Genomic DNA, 21,071 nt, shown 5'->3' with positions numbered 1-21,071 from the left:
GGCCGGTCCGGCGGGCCGGTGGGGCCCGGTTCGGCGGGCCGCGGTGGGGTCCGGTTCGCGCCGCGTGGCGGTCAGGAGGCTGGTGCGAGCCGCCCAGGACGCCGGGCAGTTGCGCACGGACGTCGGAATGGGCGATCTGGTGCTGCTCTGCGTCCGGGTCTCCCGCCCGCTCCCGGGCGGTCTGGCCGCCCTGGACGCCGGCGGCGCGCTCGTCCACCGGCACCTGGACCTGGCACTGGCCGGGCTGCGGCCCGGAGCGTCCGACGGGGAGCCCGGTGAACCGCTCACCTTCGACCAGGTGATCGCCGCCGCCGGTCGGCCGGGCGAGCCCGTGGTGGCAGAGTGGGCGGGATGAACGAGGAACTGCTGCGCGCCTGGCGGACCGGCGCCGAGGAGCCCGGTGCCGTCCTGCTGGACGGCTTCCACCCGCTGAAGCACGCGCTGCGGTTCGGCGGCGCCGTCCGGCAGGTGCTGACCGCCGACCGGGCCGCGCTGCTGGCACTGGCCGCCGAACTGGCCCCGGACGTCGCCCCGGCACTGGACGCCCTGGCCGTCGAGCTGCCGGAGGCCGCGCTGCGCACGCTCGCACCCCGGTTGAGCCCGACCGGCGTGGTCGCCCTGGCAATGCGCCCGACCGCCGAGGCCAACCGCGCCGCGCTGGCCGTCCGGCCCCGGTCGGCGCCCGTTGTTCTGCTGGAGAACCCGCGCAACCTGGGCAATGTGGGCGCCGTGATCCGGCTGGCGGCCGGCTTCGGCGCGGCCGGCGTGGTCACCACCGGCGAACTGGACCCCTGGCACCCCGCCGTGCTGCGCGGCAGCGCGGGCCTGCACTTCGCCACCGCCGTGGAGCGGCTGACCCTGCCGGAGCTGCCGGCCGGTCCGCTCCATGTGCTCGACCCTGAGGGCACCGACATCCGGGAGACGGCCTTCCCGGACGACGCGGTGCTCGCCTTCGGCACCGAGCGGCACGGCGTCTCGGCGGAGCTGCGGGCGCGGGCCGACCGGCTGGTCGCGGTGCCGATGCGGCCCGGGGTCTCCAGCTTCAACCTGGCGACCAGCGTGGCGATGGGGCTGTTCCACTGGATGTCGGGGCGCCCGCCCGGCGGCGCGGTCTGACCCGGTCGTCGGGGTGGGCCGGGCCGGGCGGGTCAGGAGGCCGGGCCGGACGGGTCAGGAGAACAGCACCCGCCAGGTGTCCGGCCCGGGGTAGCCGTCGGCCTCGGCGCCGCTCCACCCCATCGCCTCCTGGAACGCCCGCACATTGCTCCGGTCGGCATCCGTCCAGCGCGGGCCCGGGCCCTCGGCGTAGGCGGCGCCGAAGCCCTTGCGGACCAGCTGACCGCCGAGCCGCTCGACCTGGTCGCCCACCACGCCGGGGCCGAAGGCACCGGGGCCGGGGAAGGCCGGCGAGCTACTGCCGGGCGATGAGGACGGGGACGGTGACGGGGGCGGTGGTGAGGAGGGCGGGGGCGGGGGCAGCGGGGCGGCGCCGTCGATGTTCCGGCCCTTGCCGTTGACCAGGTAGTCCCAGGTGTCCTTGCCCGGGAGGCCGTCCGCCTCACCGCCGCGCCAGCCCTGCGCGAGCTGGAACGCCTCGGTGGCCCGCCGGTCCGACTCGCTCCAGCGCGGCCCCGGCCCCTCGGTGTAGAACCGGCCGCCGCCGCGCCGCACCAGCATCTCGCCCAGCCTGGTGACATAGGCGTTGTCGGCACCCGGACCGAACTTGTCGGCACCCGGGAAGGCCGTGGCCGCGGCGCCGTCGCTGCTGCTCCCACCAGTGGTGAGCGCCTTGTAGCGGTACGGGACGTAGGTGGCCGAGTTGGACCAGTAGGCGTACGGGGTCGCCCGCCTGGTGGCGCCCGGGGACGTCTGCTCGTACGCCAGGTAGCGGGTGCGGGCGGAGTCCGTCCAGCCGCCGAAGACGGTGACGTGCGAGCCGCCCCGGGGACTGGCCGGGTCGTTGTGGATCAGAACGTCACCGGGCTGGAGCTCGGCCTTGGTGATCCGCTCGGCGAAGTCCGGCAGGGTCCAGGTGGTCTGGCTGCTGCCCAGCCCCCAGGCCATCGAGACGAAGCCGGAGCAGTCCTGGCGGTACCCGTCCGACCAGTAGCGGCTCATGCTGTACGGGACCTTCTGGTCGACCCAGCGCTGCGCCCGTTCGATGATCGAGGCCCGGGTGACGGGTTGCGCGGCGGCCGCCCGTTCGTCGGTGGCGGTCTCGCCGTAGAGGCTCTCGCCGTAGAGACCGCCGACCTCGCCCTGCGGGGTGTCGGTGCGGGGGGCGATCGGGCCGCCGGGGGTCGGTGCCGGGGCGGGTGCCGCGGTGGCCGCCCCGACCGCGCCGCCGCCCAGGGCGGTGCCGACGGCGGCCATCAGGACGGCGGCCCGGCGGCGGACGCTGCGGGCCGCGGCGTGGCCGCCTTCGTGCACCGGTGCGGCGTGCAGCCGGGCGCGGCGGCGGGTGGCGCAGCCCCCGCATATGCAGTCGTCCTCCGGTTCGACCTCGTCGAACCGCAGTAGGTCGAACCGCAGCAGGTCGAACCGCGGCAACGGGGCCGGTCGGCCGGTTCTGGTCATGCTCCGCCTCTTTCTCCTGGTGGGGGAGGGTGTCCGTCGGGCCGCTGACGGCGGGACAGCACATTCCTTCCCAGGGCGACACCGTGTGTCATCCGGACCAAAGTCCCAAAGCGGACACCTGGTCGGCGCGGTGGGTTGCGCCGCGCGGGTGACTGCCGTTCGGTATCCCGGGCGTGGCGCGGGCGTGGCGCGTGGGCGGTGTGGGAGCGGGGCAGGCGGTCGGCTGGGAGGCTGTGCTGGCGGCCCGTCGGACTGTCCCGCTGTCAGCTGACGGGGCGTGCGGAGGCGGGCGGGTTGGCGGGTGAGTACTCGGGTTCGGTCCAGCTCAGCGGGGTGGCGTCGGCCAGTTCGACGACGCCGGTGACGGTCAGGTCGACCACCCGTTCGGCTCCCGGCAGGCCGGCGGCGGCCGGGTCGGACCAGTCGGTCCTGGCCTCGCCGGTGACCAGCAGCGCGCCGCCGGTCTCCCAGTCCGGGACGAGCAGTCCGGCCCGCGGGTCGAACTCCAGGTTGCCCAGGGTCATGAACATGTTGTTGCCCGCGTAGTCGGGCCAGCGCAGTCGGTCCGGGCCGAGGACCCGCAGGAAGCCGGGGTTGCCGCCGCGGTGCGAGGCGTCCGTCCGGCCGTCCGGGCCGGCGGTGGCGACGAAGAAGGTGTCGGCGGTGCTCACCAGCAGCTGCTGGGCGGTGCTCAGCAGCGGGCCGGCCGCCACCCGGCGCGGGGCGCCGGCGCCGGGGCGGTCCACCGGGTGGCGGCGCTGGATGTACTTCGGGCAGTTGGCGTAGACCTGCTCGGCGGCGATCACCAGGCCGCCCCGGCCGTCCGGTGCGGAGCGGCCGTTGACCCGCATCCGGCGGCGGGCGGCCGGGTCCAGGGCCACGGTGCCGACCTCGGCGGGGCGGGCCAGGGCGGCGGCCAGTGGGTCGGCCTCGGCCGGGTGGGCGGCCACCGTCACCGTCCGCTCGTCGGGGGCCCGCAGGAAGCCGGCCGGCCCGCTGAGCTGGGTGGCCCAGAGCCGGCCGTCGGCGTCGGCCGCCCCGACCACCAGCATCCGCCGCTCGGTCAGGAAGCGGGCGGCCACGGCGGGGACGGTACTGCCGACGGCGCGGCCGGAGTGGTCCGCCCGGTCGGTGCGGCCGGCCCGGGCCTGCACGGCCCGTTCGCCGGGGTGGTAGGGGGTGCCAGTGGCGGTCATGACGGGTGCCTCCCTCGGGCCGGGCGGTACGTCCTGGAGGTGTTTGCAGAACTCTTTGCAAAGTGCACTTTGCAAAGAGTTTCTAGAAGAAGCCGCAGGTCGGGGCGGAGGCGGTGGGGGCCTCGGCGCCGGTCTCGTCGACGCCCGCCGGGGTGTAGATCTCCAGCCGGATGCCGTCGGGGTCGGTGAAGAAGATCCCGCCGGAGGCGGCGCCCTCGCGGTGCGGGACGACGCCGTCGTAGGCGAAGGAGGCGCCCAGCTCGCGCAGCAGGGCCTCGGCGGCGCGGACCTCGTCGAGCGAGTCGACCTGGAAGGAGAGGTGGTGCAGGCCGGGGGCGGCGGTAGCGAAGGCGCCCTCGCTCTGCTGCCAGAGGGTGAGCACCGGCCGGCCGTCGCGGCCGAGGAAGGCGTAGCGGTGCTCCGGGTCGGTGCCCTCCGCGACCAGCTCCAGCCCCAGGACGCGCCGGTAGAAGGCGGTGGAGCGGGCGAGGTCGGTGACGTTCAGGCCCACGTGGCCGGTCTGCAGGGTGCTGCTGATGGTGCCGGACATGCCTGATCACTCCCGTGGTCAGGGCGCCGCGGGGCGCCGCTGTCTAACCGTTGCTGACGACGGTAGTGGTTATCCTCGGAGAGGGTCAACCGGTACGGGCGGTTTCAATGGTTAGAAATTCCGGTCATGGCTCTGCCATGACAAATCCGGAGTTGCGGGGTGCGGAGGAGCGGGCGCGCCGGCGCCGGGCCGGGGTGCGGCTACTCCCACTCCCACCGGGCGCCGATGTGGCCCGGCTGCTGGTCGGGGGCGAGGATCTGGGCGCTCGCCGAGGCGCCGATCCAGAGCTGCTCGCGGCGGCGGTCGACGTCCGCGCCCGGGTCGCGGTCGTAGCGCTCGCAGTGCACCGGCACGGTCGCCGGGTCGAAGTGGACCTGGAGCACGTACTCGCGCACCGGTGTGGCGAAGCGGCGGCTGTACTCCGTCGTCTCGGCGCCGCCGGAGGGGATCTCGACCTCGTACTCGAAGACCGTGCTGTCGCCGAGGCCCAGCGGGCGGTCCAGCATCACCTCGCCGACGATCAGGCCGGTGTCCGGGCGGCGGCGCACCCGGCCGAGCCGGCCGTGCCGGACGCCGGTGATCTCCGGGCAGCCGGTCGCCTCCTCGTCGGCCTTGTGCACCACCAGGCAGCGGGTCACTCCGGACACCGTGGCGCGGACCACCTGGCGCATCCGCAGCAGGTTGCCGCGCCGGTCGGCGTCGACGAAGTACGAGTCGTGGACCGAGAGCCGCTCCAGCTCGCCGGCCGGCGGCGCGTCCAGTTCGGCGAAGACGTCGGCGATCTGCTGCTCGCCCGGCCAGACGTCCTCCAGCCGCAGGTGGCTGGCGCCGGCACTGGCCGCCCAGCGGCCGCGCGGGCGCGGCGGGCCGAGCAGCGCGGACAGCGTGGAGTGCGGCAGGCCGAGGAGTTCCTCCAGCAGGTGGACGGCGCGCAGCGAGCTGGCCCGCTCGGGCTGGCTGCGGCCGCGCCGCCAGTAACTCAGCGTCGTGACACTGACCCTGACGCCGCGTTGGGCCAGGGCGGCGCGGATCCGGTCCAGGCTGAGGCCGCTGGCCTCGATCGCCACGTGCAGGGTGTCGGCGAAGCCGCCGGTGGGGCTGGGACGCCCCGGCGTCGGCGCGGGCGACAGCGGGGGCACGGGCGGCCGGGGTGCGGATGCGGCCGTGTCAGGGCGCGGCCCGACCAGTCTGAGTCGAGCGTCCTGGGGATGCTGTGAGGCCATGTGGTTACCTTCCCCACCGAGCGGGTGCGGCAGACCCGGAACGGCGCCGGAACGCGCCGTCAACGGCCTCGCCGAGCTGTGGGGAACCCTATGCACGGTCGAGAGGCTACGTCATCAGTCGTGCGTATGACAGTGGTCACGGGCGGTCTGCCACAGGGTTAGCGATCTTGAAACAGTGCGGAAACAGACGGGCCTTTTCCCGGCCGGGTGGTGCGTTCCGGACCGGTGGCGGCAGGTTCCGGCCAGGGGCCCCGGGACGGGGGCCCGACGTAGACTCGGGGACCGGCCCGGAGCGGGCGAACCGGCCGGGAGCGAGAGACGGCCGAGAGCGAGGGAGCGTCGATGACCGAGCGGACAGCAGACCCGCGGGACCCGCGCCCGCTGCTCGGCGAGCCGCTCGCGCTCGACCTGCTGAACACGCGGTGGGCCGGTGAGCCGGTGAACGATCTGCTCGCCGAGCCGGACGGCCACGCGATCTGGCTCTCCACGGCCGGGCTGGCCGACCGCTGCCCGGCGGACGGGCCCGGGCTCGACGCCCTGCGGGAGGCCCGGGAGGCGGTCAGGACGGCCGTCCGGGAGCTGGACGCGGGCGGGCTGCCCGGGGCCGGTGCGCTGGCCGGGCTGGACGCGGTGCTGCGGCACGGGCGGGTCCGGCGGGAGGCCTCGGCGGCGGGGCCGGTGGACCGGGTCGAGGTGGACGAGCCGCGGTGGCTGGCCGCCTGGCTGGTGGTGGACGACTTCCTGGGGCTGCTGGCGCAGGGCCCGGGGCGGATCAAGAAGTGCGCGCACGACGCGTGCATCCTGCACTTCTTCGACACCTCGCAGAACGGCCGGCGCCGCTGGTGCCGGATGGCCGTGTGCGGGAACCGGGCCAAGGCGGCCCGGCACTACGAGAAGGCGCGTCCGTAGCGCCGGGCCGAAGCCCCGGGCCGCCCGGCGGGCGGCCCGGGAGGGCGCCGCTCCCCCGGGCCGCGCGGGCGGGTCAGGCCTCGCCGAGCCACTCGGTGAGGGCGGCGCGCAGCTCGCCGGCCCCGGGGTCGACGGCGGCCCAGGCGGCGTAGCCGTCGGGGCGGATCAGCAGCACGGTGTCGCGCAGCTTGCCGTGCGGGTCGGCCGGGGCGACCGTGACCAGGTGCTCCCGCCACGGGTCGGCGGCCGCCACCTCGTCATTGCTGACCAGGACGAACCTCCCGGCCCGCAGTGCCTCGTAGAGCCGCTGCGGGGCGGCCGGGCCGTCCTCGCGCGGCGGCTCCAGGGCGGTCAGCCGCAGGTCCGGGACCCGCTTGCCGACCAGCGGGTGGGCGTCCTTGGGGGCGGCGTAGGCGATGCCGAGGCCGGAGACGGTGCGGGCGCCCCGGTCCACCACGGCGTCGACCCGCCCGGCCACCTGGACCAGCGCCCCGCGCAGCGCCCGGGTGGCGGCGGACTGGGCGAGCGCGACCCGGATCATCGCACCGGAGGCGCGCAGGGCCGCCCGGCCGACCGGGTGCCGCTCGGTCTGGTAGCTGTCGAGCAGGGTGTCGTCGGCCCGGCCGCGCAGGACGGCGACGAGCTTCCAGGAGAGGTTGGCGGCGTCCTGGAGGCCGGTGTTCATGCCCAGGCCGCCGGCCGGGGAGTGGCAGTGGGCCGCGTCGCCGGCCAGGAACACCCGGCCGGAGCGGTAGTCGGGGACCTGCCGCTCGTCGCTGTGGAAGGTGGAGCTCCAGCGGACGTCGTGCAGTCCGTAGTCCTCGCCGAGGGCGCGGCGGGCGATGTCGGCGAGCAGCTCGGGCCCGGGCGCGGTGCCGTCCGGGACCTGCTCGGCGCGGTCCCGGGCGAGTACGCGGTACCAGCCGTCGCCGAACGGCACCAGCAGCGCGAAGCAGTTCTCGTCGGCGCCGGCGGCGATGCCGTCCTCGGGCTCGCGCTCCAGGCGGACGTCGGCGAGCAGCACCGAGTCGACCACCGACTCGCCGGGGAAGGGCAGTCCGAGCAGGTCGCGGACGGTGGAGCGGACGCCGTCGGCGCCGACCGCGTAGCGGGCCCGGTGGGTGGTGGTGGCGCCGTCGCGCACCGTCTCGACGGTGACGCCCTCGGGGTCCTGCCGCAGGCCGGTCACCTCGGCGCCGCGCAGGACGGTCGCGCCGGCCTTCACCGCCCGCTCGTGGAGCAGCCGTTCGGTGTGGTACTGCGGCGTCAGCAGGACGAACGGGAAGCGGGTCGGCAGGTGGCCGAGGTCGATCCGGACCCGGTTGAAGGCCTTCAGCGCCTCGACCGGGCGGCCGGTGGCGATGAGCTCGTCGGCGAGGCCGCGGGCGTCGAGGAGTTCGAGGGTGCGGGCGTGCACGGCGAACGCCCGGGTGAGGTCGGACTCGGTGGCGCGCTTCTCCAGCACGGTGACGCCCAGGCCGGCGGCGGCGAGGTCGCCGGCCAGCAGCAGGCCGGTCGGCCCGGCGCCGACCACGATGACGTCGGTGACGGCTTGCTTCTCGGTCATGTGTCAGCTCCCGGTGCTCGAACAGCGGCTGGACGCCGTGTGTGGCGTTTCCCCGGCCCCCATCATCGCTTCCCGGGAGTGACGTTGTGAATCTCCGGTCCCCGGCGCGTGGCCGGGGACCGGAGGCACGGGCCGCCGGAGGGTGGCACCGGGCTCGGTCGTGGCGGCTAGCTGTGGCGCCGGATCTCCACGGTGCGGAACCGGTTGGCGACGAAGGCGCCGTCGCAGTAGGCGGAGTTGGCGGCCGGGTTGGCGCCGGTGCCGTGCAGGTCGGAGAAGGCGGCGGTCTGGTTGGCGTACACCCCGCCGGTGAGGTTGAGGGAGAGCGAGACGCCGGCGTCGAGGGCGGCCTCGACCAGGGCGGCCTCGACCTCGGCGGAGGTGGTGTAGGCGGCGGCGGTCATCGCGCCCTGGGTGCGGACGGTGTCGCGCAGCAGCTCGACGGCGGCGGCGGTGTTCTCGACCGCGACGGCGAAGGAGACCGGGCCGAAGCACTCGGCGCGGAGGACCGCGCGGTCGTCCGGCTTGTCGGCGTCCAGCGTGACCAGCGCCGGGGTGCGGACGGTCGCGCCCGGGAACTCCGGGTGTTCCACGGCCCGCGGGGCGAGGGCGAGTTCGCCGTACTCGCCGCCGGCCGCGGCGGCCGAGCGCTGCAGCACGCCGGGGTTGACCACGGCGCCGAGGACGGCCGCGGCGCGGGCGTCGTCGGAGAGCAGGCCCTCGATGGCGGCGGCGAGGTCGCGGACCACCTCGTCGTAGGACTTGGCGCCCTGGTCGGTGTCGATGCCGGTGCGCGGGACCAGCAGGTTCTGCGGGGTGGTGCACATCTGGCCGCTGTACAGCGAGAGCGAGAAGGCCAGGTTGTTCAGCATGCCCTTGTAGTCGTCGGTGGAGTCGACGACGACGGTGTTGACGCCGGCCTTCTCGGTGTAGACCTCGGCCTGCTTGGCGTGCTCCTCCAGCCAGTCGCCGAAGGCGGTGGAGCCGGTGTAGTCGATCAGCCTGATCTCGGGGCGGACGGCCAGGGTCCGGGCCACCGTGCCGCCCTCGTGCTCGGCGGCCAGGCAGACCAGGTCGGCGGCGAAGCCGGCCTCGGCCAGGACCTCGCGGGCGATCCGGACGGTGAGCGCCAGCGGGAGCACGGCCCGCGGGTGCGGCTTGACCAGCACCGGGTTGCCGGTGGCCAGCGAGGCGAACAGGCCGGGGAAGCCGTTCCAGGTCGGGAAGGTGTTGCAGCCGATCAGCAGCGCCAGGCCGCGCGGGACGACGGTGAACTCCTTGGTCATCACCAGCGGGTCCCGCTTGCCCTGCGGCTTGGTCCAGCCGGCGCTCTCCGGCAGCCGGGTCTGCTCGGCGTACGCGTAGGCGACGGCCTCCAGGCCCCGGTCCTGGGCGTGCGGGCCGCCGGCCTGGAAGGCCATCGCGTAGGCCTGGCCGGTGGTGTGCATGACCGCGTTGGCGAACTCGTGCGAGCGGGCGTTGATCCGGGCCAGGATCTCCAGGCAGACCGCGGCGCGGGTGAGCGGTCCGGCGGCGGCCCAGGCCGGGCGGGCGGCGGACAGCGCGGCGATCAGGGCGTCCGGCCCGGCGTGCGGGTAGCCGATGCCCAGTTCGAGGCCGTACGGGGAGACCTCGCCGCCCACCAGGTCGCCGTCGGCGGGGTGGCCGGGCAGCTCGAACGGCTGGTTCAGCAGGGACTCGAAGGCGGCCCGGCCGTCCGCGGCGGCGCTCTCGCCGTAGGCCTTCGGGAACTCGGGGTAGGGCGACCAGTAGTCGCGCTTGGCGGCGGCGTCGACCGCGGCCGCCAGGGTGGCCCGGTGGCGTTCGACGAGTTCGGCGACGAGGGGGTGGGTGACCGCTGCGGACATGGTGTGCGCTCCTCAGAGGGGAGGACGGGACACGTCACAGAGTAACCGAACGATCGGTCGGCTCAAGAGGGCGAACGGGGTCGGAGTGCGGGAGCGCACCGGGGGCGGGCGAAAACGCCGGGGGCGCGTCCGAAACGGACGCGCCCCCGGGCCGGGTTGCCGGAGGGGTTACGGGATGCCCAGCTCGAAGATCACGTACCCGCCGTACCAGCCGGAGGCGACCGCCCCGGAGCCGAGCACCACCGCCAGCACCGGCCAGCTCAGCTTCCGCATCGCCACCGCGAGCGCGATCAGCAGCGGGAAGGCCGGCAGCAGGTAGCGCGAGGTGTTGCCGAAGATGCCCAGGCTGCCGAGCACCGAGACGATGGTGGCCAGGGTGTACGCGGTCAGCACCAGCGGCGGGCGCAGCCGGACCAGCAGCACGATCAGCACCGGCAGGCTCAGCACGATCAGCGTCGCCAGCATGTCGGCCGTGTGCCAGGCGAACGGGTAGTCGTTGCGGCCCAGCAGTACGCCGCGGAGCGCGGCCCAGGTGCCCTGGCCCCAGTCGAAGTAGTGCAGCCAGGCGTCGTGCTGCAGGGTGAAGTAGCCGCCCCACTCGCCCGTCCGCCAGCCGACCCAGCCGACGTAGCCGAGCAGGCCGACCGGGGCCAGCAGCATCGCGGTCAGCGGGCGCGCCACCCCGCTCTCCCGCCGGTACAGCTCCACCAGGGCGGCCAGGCCGACCGCGCCGATCAGCGCCGCCGAGGTGGGCCGGTTGAGGCCCGCGACCAGGGTGAGCACCCCGGCCGCCACCCACTGCTTGGTCATCACGCAGTAGCAGGACCAGGCGGCCAGCGCGACGAACAGCGAGTCCGAGTAGAGCGCCCACTCGGCGCCCGAACCCGGGGCGATCGCCCACAGGCCGGCCGCGATCACGCCGGCGCGCGGGCCGGCCATCCGGTCCACCACGGCGTAGATGCCGGCCGCGGCGAACAGCGAGGCGACCACCGAGACGATCATCCCGGCCCCGTACAGGCCGAACGGGCTCACCTCGGAGACCAGCCGCATCAGGCCCGGGTAGAGCGGGAAGAAGGCGGCCGAGTTCTGCTCGATCGTGAAGCCCGGGACGCCGTTGGGGACGCTCACCAGCGCCGGGTGGTAGCCGAACTGGGCGACCTGCTGGTACCACCAGCCGTCCCAGCTGGCCAGCACGTCCCAGGGGTTGGCGCCGCCGCCGAAACGGGGGTGCTTCTCGAGGTAGTCCCCGGAGAAGGAGAGCAGCTTCATGAAGACGGTGAAGCCGACCAGCTTCAGGACGGCGTAGCACCACACGGCCGGGCCGAAGCGCAGGACGAGGTCCCGGGCGCGCTCGCGCCAGTCGAGGGCGGGCTCGGTCGTGGTGACGCCGCTACGCTGTTCGGGCAGATCGGATTCGACTGCCGGTATTGCGCTCATGCGACTTCCCCACCTGCTCGGCCTCGGACGGATCGTCCGCCGAGTCTAGGGTCTGCCTCCGGGCTTTGGTGTGGACCAGGGCCCCCGGGCGCCGTCGGGGCCGGGCCGGGCGGGGCACCCGGGCGCGGGCCGGGCCGGACGGGCGGGGATACTCGGGGAATGGCCGATCACACCCCGCGCACCGCCTACACCGTGGAGTCCCTGCTCGCGGTGACCGTCGACGTGTTCAACGAGCGCGGGTACGACGGCACCTCGATGGAGGACCTGTCGCGCGCGGCCGGGATCTCCAAGTCCTCGATCTACCACCATGTGCGCGGCAAGGAGGAACTGCTCCGGCTGGCCGTCGGGCGGGCCCTGGACGGACTGTTCGGGATCCTGGCCGAGCCGGGCGCGGTCGAGGGGCCGGCAGTGGAGCGGCTGGAGCACGTGGTGCGCCGGACCGCCGAGGTGCTGCTCGCGGAGCTGCCCTACGTCACCCTGCTGCTGCGGGTGCGCGGCAACACGGCCACCGAGCAGTGGGCGCTGGAGCGCCGCCGGGACTTCGACCACCAGGTGGCCGAGCTGCTGCGGGCCGCCGTCGCGGACGGCGCGCTGCGGGCGGACGTCGAACCGCGGCTGGCCACCCGGCTGCTCTTCGGCATGATCAACTCGATCGTGGAGTGGTACCGGCCGGGCCTCAAGGCCGCCGACGGCGTCGCCGACGCGGTGGTGCACCTGGCCTTCGACGGCCTCCGGGCGCGGTAGGGCGCCTCCGGGCGCCCGGACGGGGCGGGGAGCGGCAAGCCCGTCCGTCAGTCCGGCGGGACCTGGTCGGTCTCCTCGAAGACCAGCATGGTGCGGGTGCCGAGCACCTGGGGGATCGACTGGATGCGGTTGAGCACGAGCTCCCGCAGGGCGTGGTTGTCGGCCGTGTGCACCAGCAGCAGGACGTCGAAGTCACCGCCGACCAGGGCGATGTGCGCGACCCCCGGCAGGGCCAGCAACTGCTCCCGCACCGTCCGCCAGGAGTTCTGCACGATCTTCAGGGTGATGTAGGCGGAAGCCCCCTGACCTGCGCGTTCGTGGTCCACCCTGGCGGTGAAGCCGCGAATCACGCCGTCCTCGACCATCCTGGAGATCCGGGCGTACGCGTTCGCCCGGGACACGTGCACCCGCTCGGCCACCGAGCGGATGGAGGCGCGGCCGTCCTGCTGCAGCAGCCGCAGGATCGCCCGGTCGACCCGGTCGAGTCTGGACATCTGTTCAGCCGACATGACCCCCCACCCCTGACGATTGGACGCAATGCCACCAGTCGACCGCCACCCGGGCCGATTGTCCACCACCTTCGCACGCTTCTGGTCAAGATGAACAGACGACCGAACAATCGGTAGGGAGCCCCCGCCACCCCTGGAGGTGCCCCGAGATGACCGTTCTCGACCACAGAAACCACACGGCCGTGCCCGGTTGGCTGCCCGGGGCCACCGCCCCCCGCACCGACCCGGCCCCGCTGCTCCCGGACCCTGCTCCGGTCCGCGTCCTCGGTACGCCCGCGCTGGAGAAGCACGATCCCGTGCTGCTCCGCGAGCTGTACCGCCGCCTCGTCGTCGGCCGCCGCTACAACCAGCAGGCCACCACCCTCACCAAGCAGGGCCGGCTCGCCGTCTACCCCGCCTCGACCGGGCAGGAGGCCTGCCAGGTCGCCGCCGCGCTGGTGCTCGAGGAGCGCGACTGGCTCTTCCCCAGCTACCGCGACACCCTGGCCGTCGTCTCCCGCGGCGTGGACCCGCTGGAGGCCCTCACCCTGCTCCGCGGCAACGCCCACACCGGCTACGACCCCAGGGCCACCAGGACCGCGCCGCTCTGCACCCCGCTGGGCACCCAGGGCCCGCACGCGGTCGGACTTGCGCACGCCGCCCGGCTGAGCGGCGAGCCGGCGGTCGCGCTGGCCATGCTCGGCGACGGCGGCACCAGCGAGGGCGACTTCCACGAGGCGCTGAACTTCGCCGCCGTGCTGCAGGCCCCGGTGGTCTTCCTGGTCCAGAACAACGGCTACGCGATCTCCGTCCCGCTCAGCGCGCAGTCCGCCGCCCCGACCCTGGCCCACAAGGCCGTCGGCTACGGGATGCCCGGCCGGCTGGTCGACGGCAACGACGCGCCCGCCGTGCACGGGGTGCTGGCCGAGGCCGTCGAGCGGGCCCGCACCGGCGGCGGCCCGACCCTGGTCGAGGCCCTCACCTACCGGGTCGAGGCGCACACCAACGCCGACGACGCCACCCGCTACCGGACCGAGGCCGAGGTCGCGGCCTGGCGGGAGCACGACCCGATCCTGCTGATGGAGCGCGCGCTGCGCGAGCTCCGGGTGCTGGACGACGAGCTGGTCCGGGAGGCGGCCGAGGAGGCCGAGGCGCTCGCGGCCCGGATGCGCGCCGAGTTCCACGCCGAGCCCGAACTCGACCCGATGTCCCTGTTCGCCCACGTGTACGCCGAGCCGACCCCGCAACTGCGCGAGCAGGCGGCGCAGCTGGCCGAGGAACTGGCCGCCGAGGCCGAGGTGCAGCCCTGATGACGACCGCTGTCTCCCCCGCCGCCCCCGCCCGCACCGCCAGCATGGCGCAGGCGCTCAACACGGCGCTGCGCGACGCCATGCGCGAGGACCCGACGGTGCACATGCTCGGCGAGGACGTCGGCGCGCTCGGCGGCGTCTTCCGGATCACCGACGGACTGACCGCCGAGTTCGGCCCCGAACGCTGCCTGGACACCCCGCTGGCCGAGGCGGGCATCCTCGGCACCGCCGTCGGCATGGCCATGTACGGGCTGCGGCCGGTGGTCGAGATGCAGTTCGACGCCTTCGCCTACCCGGCGCTGGAGCAGCTGTTCTCGCACGTCGCCAAGATGCGCAACCGCACCGCCGGCCGGCTGCCGATGCCGATCACCGTCCGGATCCCCTACGGCGGCGGCATCGGCGGCGTCGAGCACCACAGCGACGCCTCCGAGGCGTACTACGCCTCCACCCCCGGCCTGCACGTGGTCACGCCCGCCACCGTGGCCGACGCGTACGGGCTGCTGCGGGCCTCGATCGCCTCGGACGACCCGGTGGTCTTCCTGGAGCCCAAGCGGATGTACTGGGGGAAGGACGGGTTCGACCCGGCCGCCCCGGTCGAGCCGATCGGGCGGGCCGTGCTGCGCCGCACCGGCACCTCCGCGGTGCTGATCACCTACGGCCCCTCGCTGCCGGTCTGCCTGGAGGCGGCCGAGGTGGCGAAGGCCGAGGGCTGGGACCTCGCGGTGCTGGACCTGCGCACCCTGGTGCCGTTCGACGACGAGACGGTCTGCCGGGTGGTGCGCTCGCTGGGCCGGGCCGTGGTGGTGCACGAGGCGGGCGGCTTCGGCGGCACCGGCGCGGAGATCGCCGCCCGGGTCACCGAGCGCTGCTTCCACCACCTGGCGGCGCCCGTGCTGCGGGTCACCGGATTCGACATCCCGTACCCGCCGCCGATGCTGGAGCACCACCACCTGCCCGGGGTGGACCGGATCCTGGACGCGGTCGCCCGGCTGCAGTGGGAGGACTGAGGATGATGCCCGTCGTGCGCGAGTTCACCCTGCCCGACCTCGGTGAGGGGCTCACCGAGGCGGAGGTCGTGCGCTGGCTGGTCGAGGTCGGCGAGGTGATCGCGATCGACCAGCCGGTGGTGGAGGTGGAGACCGCCAAGGCGGTGGTCGAGGTGCCCTGTCCCTACGGCGGGGTGGTGACCGCGCTGTTCGGCGCGGTCGGCGAGGAGGTCCTGGTCGGCGCGCCGCTGGTGACGGTCGCGGTGTCGCCGGGCGAGGGCGAGCGGCCGCTCGCGGCGGTGCCGGTGGTGGAGCGGGCGGCGGAGGTGGAACGGCCGCTGGTCGGGTACGGGGTCGCCGAGCCGGACCGGGGCGGACGGCGGCGCCGGGTCGGGGGCGGCGGGGCGGCCGCGGTCGCTCGGGCTTCGGCTCCGGTGGTTCCTTCGGTCCCGGTGGCTTCTTCGGCCCCGGTGCCGGTGGCTGCTCCGGCTCCGGTGGTCGCGGGCGGTGTGCCGGCCGTGATCTCGCCGCTGGTGCGACGGCTGGCGCGGGAGCAGGGCGTGGAGCTGGCGGCGGTCGCCGGCAGCGGGCCGGACGGCCTGATCATGCGGGCGGACGTCGAACGCGCGGTCGCGGCCAAGGTCGCCGTGGCGCCCGCTGCTCCTGCTGTCGCGGCGGCGGGTCCGGTGGGGACGGCGCCCTCCGGCGCCGGGTCCGTCGTGCCGCTGCGCGGACTGCGCAAGGCGGTGGCCGAGAAGCTCGGCCGCAGCCATCGGGAGATCCCCGCCGCGACCTGCTGGGTGGACGCCGACGCCACCGAACTGATGGCGCTGCGACGGCAGTTGAACGCCGTGCCGGGGCCGAAGGTGAGCGTGCTGGCGCTGCTCGCCCGGATCTGCACGGTCGGGCTGGAGCGCTTCCCCGATCTCAACTCCAGTGTGACCGCTGACGGTTCGGGGATCCTGCGGCACTCGGCGGTGCACCTGGGCTTCGCGGCGCAGGGCGAGCGCGGCCTCGTCGTCCCGGTGGTGCGGGACGCGCAGCGCCTCACCACCGAGCAACTCGGCGAGGAGCTGGGCCGGTTGACCGAGGCGGCGCGAACCGGGGCGATCGCTCCGGCCGAGCTGACCGGCGGCACGTTCACCCTGAACAACTACGGGGTGTTCGGGGTGGACGGCTCCACCCCGATCCTCAACCATCCGGAGGCGGCGATGCTCGGGGTGGGCCGGATCGTCGCCAAACCCTGGGTCCACCAGGGCGAGTTGGCGGTGCGCGAGGTGACCCAGCTGTCGTTCACCTTCGACCACCGGGTCTGCGACGGCGGTACCGCGGGCGGGTTCCTGCGGTTCGTCGCGGACTGTGTCGAGCAGCCGGGCGTGCTGCTGCGGCGGCTCTGAGCCCGCGTTCCGGTCGGCGGCGTTGCTCGCCCTGGGTGGTGGAACCGACACCCAGGGCGAGCGCGGCGGGGAGAGTAGCGCGTCCGGGGGGCGGGTGTCCGGGCTTCACGCTATTTGTCGGATGAGCACTTCGGGCATGCCACGCTTCCTGGGCGTCAACAGAGACAAGCCAGGTGGTGGCGTAGGCCGGCCGGAGGCGAAACGATTCTCTTGGGTACTCGAAACGTTGCGGTGAAGTCCCGCAGGACACTCCTGGTCCGTACCGGGCACGGCTCGGCGGCGGCCTCGGCCGTGCCCGGGCTGCCGGAGGCCGCGCCGGGCGTCGGGCCGGATGCCGTGGTGGACGCGGTAGTGGATGCCGTGGTGGACGTCGCGCCGTCCGCGGAGCCTTACGTGCCGCCGGTTCCGCCGGACCTGCCGCCGGTGTTCGGGCCGGTCGGGCCCGGACCGGTGGCACCCGGACCGATCGTGACCGGGCCCGTCGTGACCGGCCCGGTCCTGCCGGTGGAGTCCGTCCTGCCCGTGGTGCCGGTGCAGTCCGTCCGGCCGGTGGTCCCGGCGCCGCCGTCCGCGCCGCCCGCCCTCCCGACGCCGTTGGTCGTCCCCCCTCGGCCCGTCCAACCGCCTGCCGTGCCGGCCCCGCCCGCAGCGGCGGCGGCGCACGGCGGCCCCGTGATCGAGCCGCTGTTCACCAGCGCGCCCGGGCTCAACTGGGCCGGACCCGGCGACCAGTGGTCCCGCGCGTGGGCGCTGCGCACCCTCGGCGGGGACGCGTCACCGGCCGTTCCGCCGGCCGTTCCGCCGACCGCTCCGCCGGCAGTGGACGCGTCGGAGGCCCCGTTACCGGCCGCGGTGCCGACCACGGCCGAGGCGTCGGCCGCGGTGCCGGATCCCCGCGCCGCCGCCGAACTGCCGCCCACCGCCCGGGACATCGAACTGATCCGGACCAGCCTGGCGGTCGTCGAGCCGGTCGCGGACCGGGCCACCGCGCACTTCTACGCGCTGATCTTCCTCACCCACCCCGAGATCAGGGCGCTCTTCCCGGCCGCCATGGACGTCCAGCGCGACCGGCTGTTCCGCGCCCTGCTGACGGCCGCCCGCAGCGCCGGCGACCCGGAGGGGCTGCGGGCCCACCTGGGCGCGCTGGGCCGGGGCCACCGCCGCTACGGCACGCTGACCGGCCACTACGGCCCGGTCGGCGAGTGCCTGGTGGCGGCGCTGGCCAAGTACGCCGGCAGCCGGTGGAACGCCGAGACCGAGCTGGCCTGGCGCCGGGTGTACCGGCTGGTCTCCTCGATCATGATCGAGGCTGCCGAGGAGGCCGCCCGCACCTCGCCGCCCTGGTGGCAGGGCGAAGTGGTGGCGCACGAGCGCCGGACCCCGGACGTCGCGGTGCTCACCGTCCGCCCGGACCAGGCCTACCCGTACCGCGCCGGGCAGTACACCAGTCTGGAGACGCCCTGGTGGCCCCGGGTCTGGCGGCACTTCTCGTTCGCCTCCGCGCCCCGGCCGGACCGTCTGCTGACCTTCCACGTCAAGGCGGTGCAGGCGGGCTGGGTGAGCAACGCGCTGGTGCACCGGGCCGCGCCCGGGGACGTGCTGCGGCTCGGCCCGGCGGTCGGCGGGATGACCCTGGACGACGCCGACGACGGCGACCTGCTGCTGGTGGGCGGGGGCACCGGGATCGCGCCGCTGCGGGCACTCGTCGAGGAGGTCGCCGAGCGCGGCGCCGGGGGCCGCTCGGTGGAGGTGTTCCACGGGGCGCGGACCCCCGCCGAGCTCTACGAGCTGGCGGCGCTGCGGGAGTTGGCTGACCGGCAGCACTGGCTGACCGTGCGCGCGGTGCTGTCCGGCCCCGGCGCCGGGACGGCGGAGGCCGCCGCCGCGGGCCTGCTCGCGGGCGAACTCCCGGAGGCGGTGGCCAGGTTCGGGCCGTGGACCGGACGGACGGCCTACCTCTCCGGCCCGCCCGCGATGGTCCGGCGGACGAGCGGGGTACTGCTGCGGGCCGGGCTGCCGGCCGAGCGGATCCGGCACGACCTGGTCGGCGACCTGGCCGCGCCGTGAGCCGCCCAGCGGGGCCGTGAGTCGCCCTGCGGCGCGGTGAGTCGCCCAGCGGGGCCGTGAACCGCCCGGCGGCGCGGTGAGCCGCCCGGTCGCGCCGTGGGCCGTCAGGCGAGGTCGGGGGCGAGCAGGGCGCGGACGCCCTCGATGTTGGCGGCCAGGTAGGCCCGCAGGGACGGCGGCACCACATTGACCGAGGTCACGCCCTCGCGGGTGAACGGGACCCGCACCACCTCGTAGTCGCCGTTCGGTTCGTCCACCTCGGGGCCGTGCCGACGGTCGAGGTCCATCGAGGCGAGCCGGCAGACGAAGAAGTGCTGCACCTTGACCCCGTGCGGGTGGAGCAGGCCGTCGTCGGCGGGGGTCCCCCCGGCCGGGGGCTGGGGGAGGGTGTGGCTGATGGTGTCCACGAAGGCGGGGACCACGTCGACCACCTTGCCGCCGAGTTCCTCGTCCACCTCGCGGTGCAGGGCCTCGACCACGGTGCGGTCGCTCCGCTCGACACCCCCGCCGGGCGTGATCCAGTACGGGTGCGGGGCGCCGGGGCGGGTGCGCCTGATCAGGACCAGCGAGGCCGGTCCGTGAGGGTCGTTGGGATCCGTCTCCAGCACGATCGCCCGGGCGGTGCGCTTGACGACGGGGCGGGGCGGGGTGCGCATGGCGACCTCCGGGGCTGGAGCGTTGTGCGGGAGTCTCCCGCAGCCCGGACCGGCCGAAACGCGCCCCGCCCCGGTTGCGTCCGTCCGGGGCGGGGCGGGACGGTGACCGTTCGGGGCGGGGCGGCGGCGTTCGCGCTCAGTCCTCGTCGAGGGCGAGGCTCAGGCCCCAGGAGACCAGGCTGACGATCAGCGCGCCGAACAGCGCGGCCCAGAAGCCGTCGACGTGGAAGTCGAGGTCGAGCTTGTCCGAGGCCCACGAGGTGAGCCACAGCATCAACGCGTTCACCACGAAGGTGAACAGGCCGAGAGTGAGGATGAACAGGGGGAGGGAGAACAACTTCACCACCGGCTTGATCAGCCAGTTGACCACGCCGAAGACCAGCGCCACGGCGACCACCGTGAGCGTCTTGTGCTTCCAGTCGTCCCCGGTGAGCGTGATCGCGGGGACGATCCAGGCGGCGACCCAGATGGCCGCCGCGTTGATCAGTGTCTTGATGACGAAACCCTTCATGGGGCCAGCGTCCCAGGTCGGTCAAGGGGTGACGCCGCTCCGGGCGGTGCGGTGGTGTTGAATGCCGGTGGTTCGAGGTCCGTACGAGAAGGGGTGCTCCCCGATGAAACTGTTCCGACTGGACCACCTGGACGCCGAGCGCGCCGCCAACGACGGCGCGTACCTGCGCTTCCTGCGGGAGCCTCGGATGTCGGCCGGCCTCTACGCGCTCGCCCCCGGCGACACCGACACCCAGACCGCGCACGCCCAGGACGAGATCTACCAGGTGATCAGCGGCCGGGCCGAGCTGACGGTCGGGAACGAGACCGCCACCGTCGGCCGGGGCACCGTCGTCTACGTGCCCGCCGGCACCCCGCACCGCTTCCACCACATCACCGAGGAACTGCGGGTGCTGGTGGTGTTCTCCCCGCCCGAGGACTGAACCGGGGACGCGGCGGACGGCCGGTTAGGGTCGGGGCATGAGCCTGAGCCTGACCGAAGAACTCTGGGCGGCGATCGAGCCGGTCTACGCCGAGATCCTCGACCACCCCTTCCTCGCCGGCCTCACCGACGGCACCCTGCCGCGGGAGGCGTTCCGCCACTTCGTCGTGCAGGACTCGCACTACCTGCGCGACTACGCCCGCGCGTTGGCCGTCTGCGCGGCCAGGGCCCCGGGCGAGGAGGAGGTGCGGGCCTTCGCCGACGACGCGATCGGCGCGCTGGCCGCCGAGCAGGGGATGCACGCCGAGTTCCTGGACGCCTTCGGCGACACCGCCGAGCAGGCCGCCGCCGAACCGGTGCTGCCGACCACCCGCGCGTACACCAGCTACCTGCTCGCCACGGTCTACGGCGGCTCCTTCGCGGAGGCCGTCGGCGCCGTGCTGCCCTGCTACTGGATCTACGCCCGGGTCGGCGAGCGGCTGCTCGCCGAGGGCTCCCCCGACCCGCTCTACGCGAAGTGGATCGCCACCTACGGCGACGAGGCGTTCCAGTCGGTGGTGCGGCGGGTGCTGGCGCTGACCGACCGGCTCGGCGAGGAGATCTCCCCCACCGAGCGGCGCCGGGTGGTCGAGCACTTCGTCACCACCTCCCGGTACGAGTGGATGTTCTGGGACGCCGCCTGGCGCCGGGAGTCCTGGCCGGTCTGAGGCCCGGGACGGGGGTGCGACCGGGGGCGCGACCGGGGTGGCGGCCGGGGTCGTTCCCCGAGGTCGGGGCCGGGTTCACCCGGGGTCCGGGGTCGGGGTGATCTCCGGGTTCTCTCGGGGCCGTTGGCCCTCGTTCCGCCCCCCGGGCCGCCGTACGATCGAAGTACGAAAGCGAGCGGGATGCGGCACCGGACGGCAGCCGACCCCAAGGGGAGAGAAGGAACGGACATGGCTGAGCTCTGGAAGTCGCTGCCCTCGTGGGTGCGGAACATCGTTGTCCCGGTGCTGGTGCTGATCCTGGCGTGGAACCTGCTGATGTTCGTCTTCGGTGTGGTCGGCGCGCTGCTGGCCTTCGCCGTCAAGGCGCTGGTGGTGGTCGGTATCGCCGCCGCCGTGGTGATCCTGGTCAAGAAGGCCGCAAGGAACTAGCGCCCCGGACCTGCCCCGACGCCCGCGCC

At 74.6% G+C, this 21,071-nt stretch carries 21 protein-coding genes; 11 read left to right on the top strand and 10 right to left on the bottom strand.

Features of this window, described 5'->3' with window-relative positions; all coding sequences use genetic code 11:
- Positions 1-43 precede the first annotated feature (43 nt).
- Positions 44-355, top strand: coding sequence for a hypothetical protein (locus VR45_RS06095; RefSeq protein ID WP_353612665.1), 312 nt, complete (start codon positions 44-46; stop codon positions 353-355).
- A complete protein-coding gene (locus tag VR45_RS06090) occupies positions 352-1,116 on the top strand; it encodes a TrmH family RNA methyltransferase (protein WP_045938646.1) in 765 nt (254 codons plus the stop codon). Before VR45_RS06095 ends, VR45_RS06090 begins: the two co-directional genes overlap by 4 nt.
- Positions 1,117-1,170: 54 nt before the next feature.
- Here VR45_RS06090 and VR45_RS06085 read toward each other — a convergent pair whose 3' ends face one another.
- The 4 genes from VR45_RS06085 to VR45_RS06070 form a co-directional block, all read right to left on the bottom strand.
- The gene (locus VR45_RS06085; protein WP_199925908.1) at positions 1,171-2,577 is read right to left on the bottom strand and encodes a peptidoglycan-binding protein; all 1,407 of its coding nucleotides are present in this window, start codon (positions 2,575-2,577) and stop codon (positions 1,171-1,173) included.
- A gap of 263 nt (positions 2,578-2,840) precedes the next feature.
- Complete coding sequence (locus tag VR45_RS06080) at positions 2,841-3,773, bottom strand: pyridoxamine 5'-phosphate oxidase family protein (RefSeq protein WP_045938630.1); 933 nt, start codon at positions 3,771-3,773, stop codon at positions 2,841-2,843.
- A gap of 82 nt (positions 3,774-3,855) precedes the next feature.
- Positions 3,856-4,323 carry a VOC family protein gene (locus VR45_RS06075; protein WP_045938629.1) on the bottom strand — a complete coding sequence of 156 codons (468 nt, stop codon included), beginning with the start codon at positions 4,321-4,323 and terminating at the stop codon, positions 3,856-3,858.
- 200 nt (positions 4,324-4,523) lie between these two features.
- A complete protein-coding gene (locus VR45_RS06070) occupies positions 4,524-5,462 on the bottom strand; it encodes a hypothetical protein (RefSeq protein WP_078896270.1) in 939 nt (312 codons plus the stop codon).
- A 426-nt stretch (positions 5,463-5,888) separates the two neighbouring features.
- Between VR45_RS06070 and VR45_RS06065 the strand changes: the two genes are divergently transcribed.
- The gene (locus tag VR45_RS06065) at positions 5,889-6,455 is read left to right on the top strand and encodes a CGNR zinc finger domain-containing protein (RefSeq protein WP_045938628.1); all 567 of its coding nucleotides are present in this window, start codon (positions 5,889-5,891) and stop codon (positions 6,453-6,455) included.
- Positions 6,456-6,528: 73 nt separating this feature from the next.
- Here VR45_RS06065 and VR45_RS06060 read toward each other — a convergent pair whose 3' ends face one another.
- The 3 genes from VR45_RS06060 to VR45_RS06050 all read right to left on the bottom strand — a co-directional run bounded on the left by VR45_RS06060 (position 6,529) and on the right by VR45_RS06050 (position 11,327).
- On the bottom strand, positions 6,529-8,022 hold the full coding sequence (locus VR45_RS06060; protein WP_045938627.1) for an FAD-dependent monooxygenase: 1,494 nt from the start codon (positions 8,020-8,022) through the stop codon (positions 6,529-6,531).
- 167 nt (positions 8,023-8,189) lie between these two features.
- Positions 8,190-9,890: a phenylacetic acid degradation protein PaaN gene (gene paaN, locus VR45_RS06055; protein WP_045938626.1), complete on the bottom strand. Its 1,701-nt coding sequence runs from the start codon at positions 9,888-9,890 to the stop codon at positions 8,190-8,192.
- Between the two features lie 168 nt (positions 9,891-10,058).
- A complete protein-coding gene (locus tag VR45_RS06050; protein WP_078896269.1) occupies positions 10,059-11,327 on the bottom strand; it encodes a glycosyltransferase family 39 protein in 1,269 nt (422 codons plus the stop codon).
- A gap of 159 nt (positions 11,328-11,486) precedes the next feature.
- Here VR45_RS06050 and VR45_RS06045 point away from each other — a divergent pair, with 159 nt between their 5' ends.
- Positions 11,487-12,071, top strand: coding sequence for a TetR/AcrR family transcriptional regulator (locus VR45_RS06045; RefSeq protein ID WP_045938625.1), 585 nt, complete (start codon positions 11,487-11,489; stop codon positions 12,069-12,071).
- A gap of 47 nt (positions 12,072-12,118) precedes the next feature.
- Here the strand turns inward: VR45_RS06045 and VR45_RS06040 are convergent, their stop codons facing one another.
- Positions 12,119-12,565 (bottom strand): Lrp/AsnC family transcriptional regulator, encoded by a 447-nt coding sequence (locus VR45_RS06040; RefSeq protein ID WP_078879731.1) that lies wholly within the window; start codon positions 12,563-12,565, stop codon positions 12,119-12,121.
- A 164-nt stretch (positions 12,566-12,729) separates the two neighbouring features.
- Here VR45_RS06040 and pdhA point away from each other — a divergent pair, with 164 nt between their 5' ends.
- From pdhA to VR45_RS43725, 4 genes are all read left to right on the top strand, one after another.
- A complete protein-coding gene (pdhA, locus tag VR45_RS06035) occupies positions 12,730-13,869 on the top strand; it encodes a pyruvate dehydrogenase (acetyl-transferring) E1 component subunit alpha (protein WP_045938624.1) in 1,140 nt (379 codons plus the stop codon).
- Positions 13,869-14,876 carry an alpha-ketoacid dehydrogenase subunit beta gene (locus tag VR45_RS06030; RefSeq protein WP_045938623.1) on the top strand — a complete coding sequence of 336 codons (1,008 nt, stop codon included), beginning with the start codon at positions 13,869-13,871 and terminating at the stop codon, positions 14,874-14,876. Before pdhA ends, VR45_RS06030 begins: the two co-directional genes overlap by 1 nt.
- 5 nt (positions 14,877-14,881) lie before the next feature.
- On the top strand, positions 14,882-16,252 hold the full coding sequence (locus VR45_RS06025; RefSeq protein WP_045938642.1) for a dihydrolipoamide acetyltransferase family protein: 1,371 nt from the start codon (positions 14,882-14,884) through the stop codon (positions 16,250-16,252).
- 231 nt (positions 16,253-16,483) lie between these two features.
- On the top strand, positions 16,484-18,319 hold the full coding sequence (locus VR45_RS43725) for a globin domain-containing protein (RefSeq protein ID WP_078896268.1): 1,836 nt from the start codon (positions 16,484-16,486) through the stop codon (positions 18,317-18,319).
- A gap of 104 nt (positions 18,320-18,423) precedes the next feature.
- On the opposite strand, the gene VR45_RS06015 is transcribed toward VR45_RS43725, so the two are convergent.
- Both VR45_RS06015 and VR45_RS06010 read right to left on the bottom strand, forming a co-directional pair.
- A complete protein-coding gene (locus VR45_RS06015) occupies positions 18,424-18,975 on the bottom strand; it encodes an NUDIX domain-containing protein (protein ID WP_045938622.1) in 552 nt (183 codons plus the stop codon).
- A gap of 136 nt (positions 18,976-19,111) precedes the next feature.
- The gene (locus VR45_RS06010; RefSeq protein ID WP_030392367.1) at positions 19,112-19,486 is read right to left on the bottom strand and encodes a phage holin family protein; all 375 of its coding nucleotides are present in this window, start codon (positions 19,484-19,486) and stop codon (positions 19,112-19,114) included.
- A 103-nt stretch (positions 19,487-19,589) separates the two neighbouring features.
- Here VR45_RS06010 and VR45_RS06005 point away from each other — a divergent pair, with 103 nt between their 5' ends.
- The 3 genes from VR45_RS06005 (at position 19,590) to VR45_RS05995 (ending at position 21,042) form a co-directional block, all read left to right on the top strand.
- Positions 19,590-19,907 (top strand): cupin domain-containing protein, encoded by a 318-nt coding sequence (locus VR45_RS06005; protein WP_030392366.1) that lies wholly within the window; start codon positions 19,590-19,592, stop codon positions 19,905-19,907.
- Between the two features lie 37 nt (positions 19,908-19,944).
- On the top strand, positions 19,945-20,613 hold the full coding sequence (gene tenA / locus VR45_RS06000) for a thiaminase II (RefSeq protein WP_045938621.1): 669 nt from the start codon (positions 19,945-19,947) through the stop codon (positions 20,611-20,613).
- Positions 20,614-20,841: 228 nt separating this feature from the next.
- On the top strand, positions 20,842-21,042 hold the full coding sequence (locus VR45_RS05995; RefSeq protein WP_030305494.1) for a DUF5326 family protein: 201 nt from the start codon (positions 20,842-20,844) through the stop codon (positions 21,040-21,042).
- Positions 21,043-21,071 lie beyond the last annotated feature (29 nt).

The sequence above is a fragment of the Streptomyces sp. NRRL S-495 genome (assembly GCF_000966955.1).
Taxonomy (GTDB): domain Bacteria; phylum Actinomycetota; class Actinomycetes; order Streptomycetales; family Streptomycetaceae; genus Kitasatospora; species Kitasatospora purpeofusca.
This window is presented reverse-complemented; position numbering and strand designations above follow the sequence as displayed.